The following is a 15,349-nucleotide window of genomic DNA, read 5'->3' on the forward strand; positions in this document are numbered from 1 at the left end:
CCATTTCGGCCGGGCCGTTTCGCGTCGACAGCTCAGCTCGGGAACGTGTCCGGGTCGACCTCGGACGAGCTGGCGTTGCCGCCCAGCCGCACCTTCAGGCTGAGCTCCCAGATCGTGTACTGACGGGAGGTGGTGGTGAACTTCAGGCTCGAATCGAACTTGCTGAACTGGCAGTCACGGGTGAAGCGCTTGCCGTCCCAGTCCGTACCCGAGGACATGAAGACCTGGTAGGTGCCGTCCTTGATGCGGCCGGTGGTCACCTTCTTGTTGCCCCGGATGTAGACGGACACGGCCGGCTTCTTGGAACCCGACTTCACCAGCTTGATCACGGTGTCCACATTGTTGCCATTGTCGATCTTGAGCTGCCCGCTGCCACCGGTGACACGGCTCAGATACGTGCCGTTGGCCTTACGGCGGTTCTGATCCTTGGTCACAGCCGGCACGAACGAGCCGAATCGGTACTTGGCGGCCGGGTCCGCGGCGGCCAGCGCGGAGATCGCGGACCGCAGGTCGCCGGCGGCGTCCGCCCGGCTGAGCGCGGCGCTGGCCGAGCCACCGGTGCAGACGCTGCGGCTGTCCGCGGAACTCGACACCGAGGTCAGCTCGTCCTCCAAGGCGGAGAGCGCCGAGACCAGCTCGTTGTGCGCAGCACTGACCGCGGGCGGCGCCGTCAACCCGGACAGCGCCGACGTCTGAGCCTGAACCGCCTGCGCGAACTCGTCGGCGGCACCGGACACGGCCTTCGGCGTGGTGGCCTGACGCAGCTTGCCGAGCGCCCCGGCCAACTGCTTGTCGGCGGCGTCGAGCGAGCTCTGGAAAGCGGCCGGGTCCAGTGGCGGAGCCGCCGCGGTAGTGGTCGCCTCAGTCGCAGGCGTCGTGGTCGTGGTGGTGGTGGTGGTCAGGTTGCCCGCTGCGTTCTTCGTGGTGTCGGCGCTGCTCCCACGGAAGAGCGTCGGCACCAGGCAGATACCCCCGACCAGGGCGACGCCCAGAGCCACGGCGATGACCTTGGCCCGTGAGCTGAACCGGCGCTGAGGCGGTGCCGTGTAGCCGCCGGCCGGGTAGCCGCCCGCGTAGCCCGGGGTGGGCGGTGCTCCGAACGGGGGAAGGCAGCGGCCGGAGCGACGCGGATGGCCACCACGACAGTCCGCCGGGAGGTTGCGCCGCTGGCCGGATCGATCCACGGCAGTTCGACATTTTGCACCATGCCGTCGCTGGCGCCTGGCGGAAAATAGATCATGACGGGTGTGCCGTCCGGCGGCACGGCGACCGTCTTCGCGGCCCCGGCCGCCGCTTCGGCGGCGGTCAGATCGACAACGACGTCCGCGGGCCTGTCGGCGAAGCTACCCCCCGTATTCACGTCCATCCCTAGAGTATTGAAGGGCCCGTCAAGGAAGTCCATCCACCGTTTTCATCAGATCACCGGGACCCATGGCCGGACTGGGCGGGCGCGGCGACCAGGGGCGCCGAGACTGCCGTGGCTCGTGGTTCGCCGCGACCGAGTTCGACCAGCGCCGCGCAAGCGCGGCGCTGCCGGCTCCGCGCGGCGCTGCCGGCTCCGCGCGGCGCTGCCGGCTCCGCCCGGCATCGGCCGGCGAGCTGGCCAGCAGGAAACTAGCTCGGCGGGTTCTACGAAGGCTGCGATCATTCGGCTGTGGAGTACGAGGGCAAGCTTTACCAGTTCAGCTCGGGATACAACCTTCCTGACGATGCCTGGACCTACGATCTGTGCGGGCTGAGTGGAGCGCCGGGCACCGGGCCGTACATGGTCATCGTCATCCCTGACGCAACTCCCGACGATGGACCGTTCACGCCGAGGCCGGCCCAGTACGTTACGGTCCATGCCGGCGGTGGTGTCGTGCCGTGGCCCGTCCTGGCGGCCCTGATCGGCCAGGTCGAATCCAGTGGTGATCTGGTCGACGAGGTACGTGACTTGTCGGCCGAGGCGACGGCTCTCCCGCTGACACTCAACACTTGGACATGTGGAAGCCGCCGGTTCGAGGTCAACCACTACCATCACGACGATTCGTGGTGCTACGAGTTGTACGAGATCGACACGGGCACGACTGAGAACAACTACATCGACGTCCGCATCCCTGACGCGTCCCCGGAAAGCGGTCCGTTCATCCCGATGGCCAGCAGCCACGTGACGCTGACCATGCATGGCCAGTGGGAGTTCCCCTGGCCGGTCTTCCGGCGCTTCCTCGACGCCATCCGTGCTGCCGGAGACATCGTCGACTCCGTCGGTGACAAGCCCGCGTCAGTGAACCGGCCCTGACGATCGCTGCGACTGGTCACCCAGCGCCGTGCTTCCGAAGATCGCTGCCGCCCCGCTTCGCGGCTTGCCCTCGAAAAAGGGGTGGGCTCGGTATGCCTTGGCTAACCGCAGTGTGTCGACGGTCACCCATAGGTGCCAGGTCTGCGGTTGCTGGCTGTGGTGGCGGGGGTGATCATGGAGAATCCAGGGTCACCAGAGGTCAACTTCGAGGAGTTGAACGGGGCCGGAAAGCAGAACGTCCACCGTGCGTTTCCGCAGGTGGACGACGCTCAAAGCCCGGCGAGAGGCTCGGTGGCCAGGGGCGGGGTCGAACCGCCGACCTTCCGTTTTTCAGGCCGCGAGCGTGCCTGTCGGCTGATGTCAGCCGGTGATCGACCGCAAACGTTGCCGCAGGTACAACGGGGCGGCACCAGTCGCTGGCTGCCGCCTAGAACCACCTGTTGTTGACGCGTGTGTGAGCAAGATGTGAGCACCAAGCGGGGGTGGCGACCTGCGCGCCGAATGAGACTGAGGTGCAGCGAGCACCGAGTCTGCTGGCGTGGCACGCCAGCCGCACGGAGCGAAGGATGCCGTAAATCCTTACCTCGGGCGCACTGCGGGCAGCGGCATCGCGAACACATGTGGAGTGATGGCGAAGTGTGACTGCGACCGATAGTCGGCCAGCCGGCGCGTTGCTGAGCTCGTCGGGCCGTAGCGCGCGGTCTGATGAAGACGTGCAGGTTTCCCGACGGGCCGGCCGAGATGGTGACGCCGTCTTCGTCATGCGGCGTCGCGCAGTTGTGCCTGAGCATCGTGGATCTTGTATCCGCACGCAGCGCGCTGGTCCTGGAGTTCGGGTGGGCTCGGCGTTGGTCGACCGTCTTGGTGGCGGCTGGGTTCGGAGGTGGTCTGCCCGGTCCGTGATCTCGGCGAGGTGCCGATGGTGGGGTGGGAGCCGGTGCGCCGATTCGTGTGGCGCACGAGGCAGCGTCACCGGCCGGGCCTGCAGTTCCTGGCGAGCACGGACCCATCCCCCGGCGGGCATCATCCTGCCGCAGCGGCTGAGGGGCTGCCATCCCGGGCGGATCTGGCGGCGCTGCTCTCGGCGACCGACAACGTCGCCCGGCAGACATCGTTCCGGTCACTCGAGAAGCAACGAGGATTCCACCCCGACCGTCCAGGGCGGAATCCTCGTCCCTTGTGACCGAACGCCTACAGGCAGGAGGCCTCGACGTAGTTGGCGTACTCCGTGGCTTGGGGTCCGGCCGAACCGGGGTAGGCGCGAGCGATCACCCTGAGCAGCTCGACCTGGGCCCTCGGATCGGCATAGGGCTGAATGCCCAGGTCAAGACTCCAAATCCAGTAGGTGGAGGCGTCCATGGCCTGACGGCAGGTGTCAGCGGCAGCCTGGGCGGTGACAGACGGCGACACAGCCGTTGTCGTCGCCGCGGACGCGGACGAAGGAGCGGCCATCAGCATGCCCCCCACGGCAGCGGCACTGAGGAAGCCGGCCGCGGCAATCTTCATCTTTCTCATTACTGCCTTCCTGTCATGAATTGACCGTCCTGTCTGGACAGCACGTGTTCCTTCGTTCTTGGGATGCAATGTCCTGGCGAGACATGGATCACCGGTTCGCGGGGATGGCGTGGCCGGTGACGAATTCGTGCAGCGCACACAGCAACCGCAGACCATCCAGAGCTTGCAGTCGCGGAAGCTTGCCTTCGGGGGCAGGCTGGACCGGTACGGCAAGGGCACCCGCGCCAAGCGAAAGGGACATGCGAACCAAGATCGCCGAGAGCACGGTCCTGGTGCATCGTTCTCAGGTACCGGCCAGGCACCCCGAAGTACCTTTACGAGAGCAGCGGTAGAGCTTCTGACTCGCCATCGACCCCAACGGAAAGCGCCGTGAGCAATCGCCACGATCGAAAGGTGTGAACGGTGGACGTTCATGCCCGGAAAGCAGAACGTCCACCGTCGCCATCACGTACACCAGCGAGACGTTGAAGCGCGTGGCCAAGCTCAATGCATCCGTCAATCATGACCAATACGTCTTCCTGCCTGACTAAGCACTCATGGCGCTGTTCCGAGCCACACTCAACTGCCGCCGATAAGGCGCGTCGTTTGACACCCGTGCACTGCCAGTCGCGTGTTGATCGGGGTCCGTTCAGGGTCTCGCACCGCCCTGACTCACACCGCACTCTTGTACTGCCGAGTTTGCCTGTTATGGATCAAGGCGCCGCGCAAGCGCGGCGCTGGCCGGTCGCGCTCGGCCTGCTGGCGGGCTCCGCCGGGCATCGGCCGGCGCACCGGCCCGACTCTTTCCGGGATGCGCTCAGTTCTCCAGCGTGAGCCTGAAGACGCCGTCGCTACGATTCGGCTGCCAGCCAGCGACGAGGGCTGCCCGGACGCTCTGTTCGACCGTCAGAGGTGTTACGGGCGTTCCCGGCAGGCTGAGCCAGTTGTCCTGTCGGGGTGAGCTGGTCTCCACGGAGAGAACCTGTCCTGGAGCGGCGGCGTGCTCGACAGCGAATGTCAGCGGTCTCCAGTTGAGCCCTTGGTCGTAGGTCGGCTTGGCTCTGACCGCCCAGCGATAGACCGTGCCGTCGACTGTGATCAGACGGCTGCCCTTCCGAGGTATGGCCATCGTCGAACCTCCGCATCCTGTGACTCGACCGCCAGGTTAAGCGCGACGCCAGGCCGTGACGATCGCTTTTGTGGCTGGGCGCCGTCGTGGCTTCCGGCGATCGCTGCCGCGCCGCTTCGCGGCTTGCCCTCGAAGGAGGTGGGTGCGGTGCGCCTTGGCTCACCGAGGTGTGTCGGCTGTCACTGAACCGGTACCAGGTCCCTGGCTATCGGATGTGGAGGAAGGGATGGATCGGCGTGCACCGAACGTGCCACTTGGAACGGTGATCATGGGAAATCTTGGGTCACCAGAGGTCAACTTCGAGGAGTTGAAAGGGCCCGGAAAGCAGAACGTCCACCGTGCGTTTCCGCAGGTGGACGACGCTCAAAGCCCGGCGAGAGGCTCGGTGGCCAGGGGCGGGGTCGAACCGCCGACCTTCCGATTTTCAGTCGGACGCTCGTACCAACTGAGCTACCTGGCCGTGAAACTTACTTGCGGTCCTGACGGGACTTGAACCCGCGACCTCCGCCTTGACAGGGCGGCGAGCACTCCAACTGCTCCACAGGACCTTGCTATGTAACTGTCTTGCTTGGCTCGCCAGTGGCTTGCGACCACTAACTTACCAGTACCCCCAACGGGATTCGAACCCGTGCTACCGCCTTGAAAGGGCGGCGTCCTAGGCCACTAGACGATGAGGGCATCTTCCCGCCATCATTGCACATCGCGCTGGCTGCGCGATCGGCAACGCTTGGTGGTTTGTGGCCCCAACCGCGCCCCCCGCTTGAGGCATGCAAAGCATATGCGATGCCCCTCCTGATCTTCAAATCGGTATCCCCCTTTCTTGCAAGCACGTCTCTGACCAGGGGAAACGTCAGGCCTTCACGGTCGAGATCACCCGGACCGCCTCCGCTAGGCCGTTCAGCGGGGTCACCGTGGGGGGCAGATCGGCCAGTGGCCAGCCCGGTCCGGCGGCCGCGACGACGACCGGCGGGTGCGGCCGGGACAGCAGGTGCTGCAGCTGGGTTACGTCGCCGCTGCCGGGCAGTTGGGACCAGAGGACCACCACGGCCGGCCCGGTACGGTCCACCGCGTCCATCAGCGCCCGGGACGGCACCCGGGCGCCCAGGAGACGGCTGGGCACCCCGTTCTCGGCCAGAGCGGCCGCCAGCGCCTCCAACGGCAGGGTGTGCTGCTCCTCGTCGGTCGCGGCCAGCAGGACACGTGGAGTGAGCTCCCGGGGCGGCCGGGGGACGATGCTGAGCGCCTCGGTGATCGCCCGGGACAGCAGGTGCTCGACCTCGATGAAACGGTCGGTGGCCTCGTACCGTTCGCCGATCCCGATCAGCACCGGCATCATCACGTTGGTCCAGGCCGAGATCACGCCACGATGGGTGACCGCGGATTCCAGGATATAGCGCATCGACGGCCCGTCCAGGCGCATCGCCGCCCGGGCCAGGCCGCGGGCGGCCGGGTCGACGCGGGGGCCGAGCGCGATGGTCTGCCCGCCTCCGGCCCGGGCGTCACCGAGGCCGACGTCGGCGATCATGGCGCCGGACTCGACGAGCGAGAGGATCGACTCGCGGGCGGCGGCCGCGGCGGCCCGCAGGGCGGGGTCGGGGGAGTCGGCCGGAGCGACCGGGCCGGAAGGCGGTGCGTCCGAGGGGGCGGGGTCGGTGCCGGGTGAGCGCCGCGCCCACGCCGCGGCCTCCGCGGGGGCCACACCCTGCGCGGTGAGCCGCTGCATGACCTGCAGGCGGACCATGTCGTCGACGGTGTAACGCCGATGGTGGCCCGGCTCGTGCCGGCTCGGCCCGAGACCGTACCGCTGATGCCAGGTGCGCAACGTCGTCACCGCAACGCCGAGGCGGCGTGCGGCGGCTCCGGCGCTCAGGCCGTCATTTGCCACCCGACCGCTCCGGTGCGGAGAGAGGCGAGGACGCCAGAGCGGCTGAGGAAGGCGAGGACGCGGGGGTGGTCGAGGGCGCCAGAGCAGCTGAGGAAGGCGAGGACGCCGAGGGCGTCGAGGACGGCAGCGCAGTCGAGGAAGGCGAGGCTGCCGGGTCGGCCGGAGACGACGCGGCGAGGTGGTCGGCCAGGCGCCGGGTCACCCCTTCGAGCCAGGGGGCGTACGCGGAAGGCGTCTCCTGGATCTCCCGAAGCAGCGTGTCGACCGTCACCCACCGTAGTTGCGCCACCTCCTCCGGGGCGGGTCGGAACTCCACATCAGTCGGCACATCACCGAGGAGGACGTGATCGTACTCACGTTCCACGCGCCCGGTGACGGGGTCCTCGGCGAAGTACACGTAGACGCCGACCTCACGCAGCGTGACTCCGGAGGCGTCGAGCTCCTCGCCCAGTCGCCGTCCGGCCGAGATCTCCACCGGCTCGCCCGGCACCGGATGCCCGCAGCAGGTGTTGCCCCAGCGCAGCGGGAACCGGGTCTTCACGGCGGCCCGCTGTTGCAGCAGGATCCGGCCGTCGGGGCGGCGCAGGAAGACCGAGAACGCCCGGTGCAGCATCCCGGGAGCCTCGTGCGCGTCGCGGACCGTCGCGGTCCCGGTGACCGAACCGACCTCGTCCACAAGCTCGACGAGGTCGGCCTCCCGGGAGATCGGCAGGGCGAGGTCGACCTTCCGGGAGATCGGCAGGGCGATGTCGGGCTCCCGGGAGATCGGCAGGGCAGTGGGGGAGGGGTCGGGGCGGTCAGCGGGATCGGAGCCCGAGCAGGTGGCGGAGGCCGTGTGTGAGGAGGGGACGTTCATGCGGAGCCTCCGGTGATCCGGTTGGCGGCCAGCTTCCCGGAGATCAGGACCATCGGCACACCCACGCCGGGCTGGGTGCCGGATCCGGTGAAGACGACGTTCGGCAGGGTGGGGTGCAGATTGGACGGGCGGAACGGGCCGGTCTGGGCGAAAGTATGCGCGGCCGCGAACGGGGTGCCGGCGGCCATCCCGTCGTCTGCCCAGTCGGCGGGCGTGATGATCCGCTGGATCTCGACGCCGTCCCGGAAACCGACGTAGCCGCGGTTCTCGAGGACACCGAGCAGCTCGTCGGCGTAGCGCCGGCCCATCCCACCGTGCCAGTCGAACGGCCCGCTCTCGAGGTTGGGCGTGGGGGCGAGCACGTAGTAGGTCTGCCGGCCGTCGGGCGCCACCGTCGTGTCGGTGCGCGTGGGGTTGGTCACCAGCAGGGACGGATCGCTCATCAGGAGACCCTTGTTGATGATCTCGTCGAAGGTGCCCTTCCACGCCGTACCGAAATGGATGTTGTGGTGGGCGATCTTGGAATAGGCCTGGCTGGAGCCGATGTGCAGGACCACGCACGACGGTGAGTAGCGGAGTCGCCGTTGGCGGCGAGCCGGGAGCAGGTCGCGGTAGGCGACCGGCAGGTCGGGGTTGAGCACGACCACGTCGGCCGGGATGTGCTCACCGTCGGCGGTGACGACGCCGGTGGCGCGGCCGTTCGCGGTGAGGACCCGCTCGACGGTGGTGTCGTAGCGGAACGTGACGCCGTGTTTCTCGGCCGCCCCGGCCAGCGCCTTCGGTACGGCGTGCATGCCGCCCTTGGGGAAGTAGACCCCGGCGACCGAGTCGAGGTAGGCGATGACGGCGTAGATGGCGAGCGCGTCGTGCGGGGCGAGGCCCGCGTACATCGCCTGGAACGAGAAGATCCGCTGGGTACGGGGATCCCGGAAATACTGGTCGATCTTGGGCTGGAGCCGCCGGAACGCCCCCATCCCGAGGAGCTTCAGCAGGTTGAGGTTCATCAGGTCGACGGGGGTGTCGAGGTTCCGGTCGATGAAGTGGTCGCGCTCGAGCTGCCACAGCTGCCGGGTGAAGTCGACGAACCGCAGGTAGCCGTCGGCCTCCCGGGCGCCGCAGACCCGGGCGATCTCGGCCGCCATCCGGGTGGTGTCGGTCCGTACGTCGAGCGTGGACCCGTCCGGGTAGTACGCCCGGTACGCCGGGTCGAGCGGGGTCAGCTCCAGCCAGTCGCTCAGGCTCTCCCCGACCGCTTCGAGGGGCTCGGCGATCAGCTCGGGCATGGTGAGCACGGTCGGGCCGGTGTCGAACTCGTACCCGCTCACCGACAGCCGGCCGGCCCGGCCGCCGGGAACCGGCTCCCGCTCGACGACGGTGACCTGTCGTCCGGCGGCGGCCAGGTGCAGGGCGCAGGAGAGGCCGCCCAGTCCGGCCCCCACGATGACGACCCGATCGGTCGGTCCGGTCACTATTCGCACGTCAAGGCTCCAAGAAGAGGGGGGAGGAAGAACATCATGCCGGTCGGTGCGTGACCGCGGTGGCCAGCTCGATCAGGGCGGCCCGGGCGTCCGGGCGCAGGGGGCCCCGGCGATCGCCGCGATGCCCTCCTCGACCCTGGACCGGATCATCTCCTCGACCTGGGCCGGTGCTCCGGTGTCCGCGATGATCTCCGCCTGCCGGGTGATGCCGGCCGCCCGGAGCTCGTCGAGCTGTGCGGGAGTGGCCATGCGCCGGGCCAGCATGAGCAGGGTGGTGGGCTTGCCGGTGTGCAGGTCGTCGCCGGCGGGCTTGCCGGTGACCGCCGGGTCTCCGTAGACGCCCAGCAGGTCGTCACGCAGCTGGAAGGCCTCACCGACGGCGAGACCGTAGATCCGGTACGCCTCCTCCAGTGCGGAGTCGCCGCCGGAGGATGCCAGGGCCAGCCCGAACCCGAGCGGCCACTGCACCGTGTAACTGGCCGTCTTGTGCCGCGCGACGAGCAGCGCCCGCTCCACCGACCAGGCCGCCGGATCGGTCTCGCCGAGCACGTCGAGGTACTGCCCGGCGATCGCCTCGATCCGCATCCGGTCGTAGCGGGTGCGCACGTCGAGCAGGGCGGCGGGGGGCAGCGTGGTCCGGGCGAGCAACTGGTCGGCCCAGACGAGGCAGAGGTCGCCGACCAGGACGGCGGCAGAGTCACCGAACCGCTCGCCGTGCTGGGCGGCGAACAGGCGATGCGCGGTGGGCCGGCCGCGCCGGGTGGCGGAGCGGTCCATCAGGTCGTCGTGGACGAGGGCGAACGTGTGCATGAGTTCGAGAGCGCCGAGAGCGGGTAAAACGCTCTCGACCGGTTCGGCGGAGCCGACGACGCCGCGCCAGCCCCAGTAGGCGAACGTCGGTCTGACCCGCTTGCCTCCGGCCATGACCAGGTCACGGGCGGTGCGGGCGAACCCGCCCAGGGCGGGGTCGACGGTGTCTAGGGAGGCGATCTGGACGGCGAGGAAATCGGCCAGCGTTCCCTCGACGGCGCCGATCAGCGCTCGGTGTGAGACCGACTGGCGGGGGATCGCTTCGACGCGATTTCCCTCGAGGGTGTGATTGGCCACGCTCAGTACCGTACCCTAACTTCTTGAAGTTGCGTCGTTTCGTGCGTCGATTTAATCGGAGGTCCGGAGTGGAAACCGATCTGGCAGCGGCCTACGAACGCTGTCGTGAGCTGCATCGCGAGCACGGGCGGACGTACTACCTGGCGACCCGGTTGCTACCGGCGTGGAAGCGACGGCATGTGCACGCCCTCTATGGATTCACCCGATATGCGGACGAAATCGTCGATCGGACCGAGTCCCGGCCCTCTGCCGAGCGGGCTGCCCTACTCACCGCGTGGTCAAACAGGTTCCTTGACGGGCTTCGTGGCGAGCCCACCGACGACGAGCTCCTGCCGGCCGTCCTGCACACCATCGCCGTCTTCGACCTCGACATCGAAGACTTCGAGAAGTTCCTGCGCAGCATGACGATGGACATCACCGTCACGAGCTACCGCACCTACGACGACCTCCTCGACTACATGGAGGGGTCGGCCGCCGTGATCGGCACCATGATGCTGCCGATCCTCGGCTCCTCCGACCCGGTCGCCGCCCGCGAGCCGGCCCGCCAGCTCGGCTTCGCCTTCCAGCTCACCAACTTCATCCGCGACGTCGCCGAAGACCTCGAGCGCGGACGCGTCTACCTCCCCGAGGAGCACCTCGCCGAGTTCGGCGTCACCCGGCGCACCCTCCAGCAGGGCGTCGCCACCCCCGCCATCAAAGAGCTGATCAAGGCCGAGGTGGCCCGGGCCCGCCGGCACTACGCCCTCGCCGCGCCCGGCATCCCCATGCTCGAACCCGCCTCCCAGGCCTGCATGCGCACCGCGTTCCAGCTCTACGGCGGCATCCTGGACGAGATCGAGGCGCTCGACCACGACGTCTTCAGCCGCCGCGCCACCGTCCCCAACCACCGCCGGGCCGCCGTCGCCGTGCGCAGCCTCCTCACCCGGCCCGGCACCCCGGTCCAGCTGGCGGCGTGATGAGCACCGCGGTGGTCCTGCTCACCCGGGACCTGCGCCTGCACGACAACCCCGCCCTCGCCGCGGCCTGCGCCGCCGACCGTGTCGTACCCCTCTACGTCCTCGACCCGAAACTCGCCGGCCTCTCCCCGAACCGCAGCCGCTTCCTGCACCAGAGCCTCGCCGACCTGCGCGAACAGCTCCGCAGTCGGGGCGGCGACCTGGTCGTGCGCGAGGGCGACCCGGTCGCCGAGAGCATCCGCGTCGCCCGCGACACCGGCGCCGGAACGATCACGCTGGCCGCCGACGTCAGCGGCTACGCCCGCCGCCGCGAACGCCGCCTCCAAGAGGAGTGCGAAAGCCACCGCATCGCACTCGAGCTCCACCCCGGCGTCACCGTCGTCGAACCCGGCGCGGTCCGGCCGGGCACCGGCGGCGAGTCCTACCGGGTCTTCACGCCCTACTTCCGCTCCTGGTCAGCGGCCACCTGGCGACAGCAGGCGCCGACACCGCAACGGGTCACCCTCCCCGACGGCGTCGCCGTCGGGCGCCTTCCCGACCCACCGGCCGGAGAATCACCGCACGCCTGCGAGGGCGGCGAGACCGCGGCGCGGCGCCGGCTCACCACGTGGATGCGGCAGGACCTGCAGGGGTACGCCGAAGCGCACGACGATCTACCCGGCGATGGCACGAGTCGCCTCAGCCCGTACCTCCGCTGGGGTTGTCTCTCACCACTCGCCCTCGCCGAAGCCGCCCGCGACGCCGGTGCCGACGCCTTCGTCCGTCAGCTCTGCTGGCGCGACTTCTACTACCAGGTCACCCGGGTCTTCCCGACGCTCTCCACCGAGGCCCTGCGCCCGGCCGCCGACAACGAGTGGCGTTACGACGACGACGCCCTGCAGCACTGGAAGGACGGGCTCACCGGCGTCCCGGTCGTCGACGCCGGAATGCGCCAGCTGCGCGAAGAGGGCTGGATGCACAACCGGGCCCGGCTGATCACCGCGGCCTTCCTCACCAAACACCTCGGCATCGACTGGCGCCTCGGCGTCGCCTGGTTCTTCCGCTGGCTCCTCGACGGAGACGTGCCAAACAATTCGGGCAACTGGCAGTGGACCGCCGGCACGGGCAACGACACCCGGCCCTACCGGCGCTTCAACCCGATTCGCCAGGCGCTCCGATTCGACCCGGACGGCGTGTACGTTCGTCGTTACGTACCTGAACTGAAGGGGATCGACGGCGCTGCCGCGCACCAGCCGTGGCGTCTCCCCGAGTCGGAATTCCGCGGTCTCGACTACCCCGGCCCGCTCGAATCACACCGGGACGAGGCGGTCTGGCTGCGATGATCGGGACCCGCCGGCGGTTGCGTCCGTCAAAACCTTCTTCCGGCGGGTCTTGAAACACCGGTGGCGGCCATGAGAATGATGAGCGCCAGCCAACGCTCGCCATCGCCCCCTCATGGCCGCCGCTTCCTCGGTGTAACCCGCTTCCGCGACGGTCCAGAATCGGCCACCGCACCGCCCACATGAGGAAACCCGTCAGTGGTTAGCTGAGACCCATGGGCGAAGTGCGAAACGTGGACGTGGTGGTCATCGGGCTCGGCGTCGGCGGCGAGGAGACCGCCGGACGGCTCGCCGCAGCCGGGCTCGACGTGGTCGGAGTGGAACACAACCTGGTCGGCGGTGAATGCCCGTACTGGGGATGCATCCCGACGAAGATGATGGTGCGGGCCGGCTCGGCCCTCGCCGAAGCCCGCCGCATCCCCGGCCTCGCCGGCTCCGCCACCGTCGAACCCGACTGGGCGCCGGTCGCCCGCCGCGTCCGCGAACAGGCCACCGACAACTGGAACGACAAGGTCGCCGTCGACCGTTTCACCGGCAAGGGCGGGACGTTCGTGCGCGGCCGGGCCACCATCACCGGTCCCGGTCAGATCAAGATCGGGGAGCAGGAGTACGCAGCCTCGCGCGGCCTGGTCGTCGCAACAGGCACCGTCGCCGTCATCCCGCCGATCGACGGTCTCGCCGGCACCCCGTACTGGACCAACCGCGAAGCCGTCGAGACCACGACCCTGCCGAAATCGCTCGTCGTCCTCGGCGGCGGCGCGATCGGCTGCGAGTTCGCCCAGGTCTTCGTCCGGTTCGGCGTCCAGGTCACGATCATCGAGGGGTCCGGCCGGATCCTCGCCATGGAGGAGCCCGAGTCCTCCGAGGTGGCCGCCTCCGTGATCGGCGCCACCATCCGTACCGGCGTCCGCGCCTCGAAGGTCTCCTACGACGGCGCCTTCACCGTCGAGCTCTCCGACGGCAGCACCGTCACCGGCGAGAAGCTCCTCGTCGCCACCGGCCGCGCCGCCCGCCTCGGCGACCTGGGCCTGGAGACCGTCGGCCTCGACCCGTCGGCCCGCTTCCTCACCACCGACGACCGGATGCGCGCCGCCGACGGCATCTGGGCGGTCGGCGACGTCACCGGCAACGGCGCCTTCACCCACATGGCCATGTACGAAGCCGACATCGCCGTCCGCGACATCCTCGGCCAGGGCGGGCCCGGTGCCGACTACCGTGCCCGGCCCCGCGTCACCTTCATCGACCCGGAGATCGGCGCGGTCGGCCTCACCCTCTCCGAAGCCTCCGCCCGCTTCGACCATGTCCAGGTGGGCTACGTGCCGCTCGGCCACACCTCGCGCGGATTCGTCCACGGCCCCGGCAACGAGGGCTTCATCAAGGTCGTCGCCGACGCCGACCGGGGTGTGCTGGTCGGCGCCACCACCGCGGGGCCGGCCGGCGGCGAGATGATCGGGGCGCTCGCCGTCGCCATCCACGCCGAGGTGCCGATCAGCACCCTGCTCAGCCAGATCTGGGCGTACCCCACATTCCACCGCGGCATCGGGGACGCGCTGAAAGCTCTCGCCCCCGCCTGAGGTTTGACCCGGATCCGGGTGGGCACCGCCACATACATGTTGCGGCAGGTAATCACCCGGATCGAACAGGCCGACGCCCTCGACGGCGCCAGCGACAAGCTGCAGGCCGCGGTCACATCCGCGGTCCGGCCGCGCACCCTGCGCGACCTCCTGCACGGCAGCTGGATGGGACACCCACTCCATCCCGTGCTCGTCCAGGTGCCGGTCGGGGCGTTCCTCTCCGCCGCGGTCCTCGACCTCCGACCGTCCGCCGCCCGATCCTCGACCGTCCTCATCGCAGTCGGCCTGGCCGGTGTGCTGCCGGCCGCCGCGGCCGGGTGGGTCGACTGGTCGGAGATGACCAAGGACCGCCGCCGGGTCGGGCTCGTCCACGCCGTCACCAACCTCGTGGCCACCGGCCTCTACGCCGGCTCCCTGATCGCCCGGCTCACCGGCCGGTCCACACGAGGCAAGGCGCTGGCCTTCGCCGGCCTCTCGGTGGCCGGTGCGGGCGCATACCTGGGCGGGCATCTCTCGTACGCCCAGGGCGGCGGCATCAGCCACGCGGCGCCCGAGGTCGCGCGCGTGCCGGAGGAGTGGACCGTGGTCGGGTCACTCGCCTCCCTGCCCGAGGGCAAGCCGGCCGCCCGCCGGGCCGGTGACACCGCGGTGCTGCTCGTCCGCCAGGGCGATCACGTCAGTGCGCTGATCGACAGGTGCTCGCACGAGGGTGGCCCGCTCAGCGAAGGCGAGATCACCGACGGTTGTGTGGTCTGCCCGTGGCACGGGAGCACGTTCCGGGTCACCGACGGCGCCGTGATCCATGGTCCGGCCGGTAATGACCAGCCGGTGCTGCCGGTTCGGGTTCGTGACGGCATGGTCGAGGTCCGCCACCCCTGACCGCTCCCTCCTTCTGTCTTCCTTCGCGTCTCGTCCCGGCCGTCTTCCCCTTCCTGTCTTCCTCCGTCGCGGATGACTTTCGGCGCCGTGGATATCAAGCCTGAGCTGCGGAAACGACTAAGGGTGACCCCCGATTTGGAGCCCGGGGAACCAACGAGTAATGTTTTGGGAGCCGCCAGGGAGACGGGCGAGCGAGCGGGACCTGAACTTTGGGGCCCGGCCGGCCGTCCTGACGGAAAACCTCTGAACTTCGGATCACGGCTTAGCCGTGGGCTTGAGTGCGGAGATACTAGGGCAGATCGGGTCCAACCGGGAGAAACCGGTTGACAACACCGAGAAGGCCTAGTAAAGTGGAGCGAGTGCCCCGGAGGGCGGGCCGCGGAAGCGGAGCGTT

The 15,349-nt window shown here is 69.1% G+C and carries 10 protein-coding genes, 3 tRNA genes and 2 pseudogenes; 5 read left to right on the top strand and 10 right to left on the bottom strand.

From position 1 onward, the window contains the following. Window positions 1-32: 32 nt before the first annotated feature. Window positions 33-1,184 (bottom strand): hypothetical protein, encoded by a 1,152-nt coding sequence (locus ACQPZW_RS00805; RefSeq protein ID WP_433792947.1) that lies wholly within the window; start codon window positions 1,182-1,184, stop codon window positions 33-35. A gap of 470 nt (window positions 1,185-1,654) precedes the next feature. Here ACQPZW_RS00805 and ACQPZW_RS00810 point away from each other — a divergent pair, with 470 nt between their 5' ends. Further along, window positions 1,655-2,278: a hypothetical protein gene (locus tag ACQPZW_RS00810; protein ID WP_433792948.1), complete on the top strand. Its 624-nt coding sequence runs from the start codon at window positions 1,655-1,657 to the stop codon at window positions 2,276-2,278. Window positions 2,279-3,469: 1,191 nt separating this feature from the next. Here ACQPZW_RS00810 and ACQPZW_RS00815 read toward each other — a convergent pair. The 9 genes and pseudogenes from ACQPZW_RS00815 to ACQPZW_RS00855 form a co-directional block, all read right to left on the bottom strand. Next, the gene (locus ACQPZW_RS00815; RefSeq protein ID WP_433792949.1) at window positions 3,470-3,793 is read right to left on the bottom strand and encodes a hypothetical protein; all 324 of its coding nucleotides are present in this window, start codon (window positions 3,791-3,793) and stop codon (window positions 3,470-3,472) included. A gap of 796 nt (window positions 3,794-4,589) precedes the next feature. Further along, window positions 4,590-4,901 carry a hypothetical protein gene (locus ACQPZW_RS00820; RefSeq protein ID WP_433792950.1) on the bottom strand — a complete coding sequence of 104 codons (312 nt, stop codon included), beginning with the start codon at window positions 4,899-4,901 and terminating at the stop codon, window positions 4,590-4,592. Between the two features lie 386 nt (window positions 4,902-5,287). Further along, a tRNA-Phe gene (locus ACQPZW_RS00825) sits at window positions 5,288-5,361 on the bottom strand. Window positions 5,362-5,375: 14 nt separating this feature from the next. Continuing rightward, window positions 5,376-5,449: transfer RNA gene (locus tag ACQPZW_RS00830), tRNA-Asp, on the bottom strand. Window positions 5,450-5,506: 57 nt separating this feature from the next. Further along, window positions 5,507-5,579: transfer RNA gene (locus ACQPZW_RS00835), tRNA-Glu, on the bottom strand. A gap of 172 nt (window positions 5,580-5,751) precedes the next feature. Then, window positions 5,752-6,786 carry a MerR family transcriptional regulator gene (locus ACQPZW_RS00840; RefSeq protein WP_433792951.1) on the bottom strand — a complete coding sequence of 345 codons (1,035 nt, stop codon included), beginning with the start codon at window positions 6,784-6,786 and terminating at the stop codon, window positions 5,752-5,754. 187 nt (window positions 6,787-6,973) lie between these two features. After that, window positions 6,974-7,498, bottom strand: a pseudogene (gene idi / locus ACQPZW_RS00845) (isopentenyl-diphosphate Delta-isomerase); the annotation flags it as partial. Window positions 7,499-7,638: 140 nt separating this feature from the next. After that, window positions 7,639-9,120: a phytoene desaturase family protein gene (gene crtI, locus ACQPZW_RS00850; protein ID WP_433792952.1), complete on the bottom strand. Its 1,482-nt coding sequence runs from the start codon at window positions 9,118-9,120 to the stop codon at window positions 7,639-7,641. A gap of 34 nt (window positions 9,121-9,154) precedes the next feature. Further along, window positions 9,155-10,227: pseudogene (locus ACQPZW_RS00855) on the bottom strand (polyprenyl synthetase family protein). A gap of 68 nt (window positions 10,228-10,295) precedes the next feature. Between ACQPZW_RS00855 and ACQPZW_RS00860 the strand changes: the two are divergent. The 4 genes from ACQPZW_RS00860 (at window position 10,296) to ACQPZW_RS00875 (ending at window position 14,955) form a co-directional block, all read left to right on the top strand. Then, window positions 10,296-11,183: a phytoene/squalene synthase family protein gene (locus tag ACQPZW_RS00860; protein WP_433792953.1), complete on the top strand. Its 888-nt coding sequence runs from the start codon at window positions 10,296-10,298 to the stop codon at window positions 11,181-11,183. Then, window positions 11,183-12,505, top strand: coding sequence for a cryptochrome/photolyase family protein (locus tag ACQPZW_RS00865; protein WP_433797890.1), 1,323 nt, complete (start codon window positions 11,183-11,185; stop codon window positions 12,503-12,505). The genes ACQPZW_RS00860 and ACQPZW_RS00865 overlap by 1 nt, the downstream gene beginning before the upstream one ends. Window positions 12,506-12,717: 212 nt before the next feature. Then, the gene (locus tag ACQPZW_RS00870) at window positions 12,718-14,076 is read left to right on the top strand and encodes a dihydrolipoyl dehydrogenase family protein (RefSeq protein ID WP_433792954.1); all 1,359 of its coding nucleotides are present in this window, start codon (window positions 12,718-12,720) and stop codon (window positions 14,074-14,076) included. A 36-nt stretch (window positions 14,077-14,112) separates the two neighbouring features. Then, window positions 14,113-14,955: a Rieske 2Fe-2S domain-containing protein gene (locus ACQPZW_RS00875; RefSeq protein WP_433792955.1), complete on the top strand. Its 843-nt coding sequence runs from the start codon at window positions 14,113-14,115 to the stop codon at window positions 14,953-14,955. The last annotated feature ends 394 nt before the right edge of the window (window positions 14,956-15,349 follow it).

Source organism: Actinoplanes sp. CA-252034, from assembly GCF_050956125.1.
Taxonomy (GTDB): Bacteria; Actinomycetota; Actinomycetes; order Mycobacteriales; family Micromonosporaceae; genus Actinoplanes.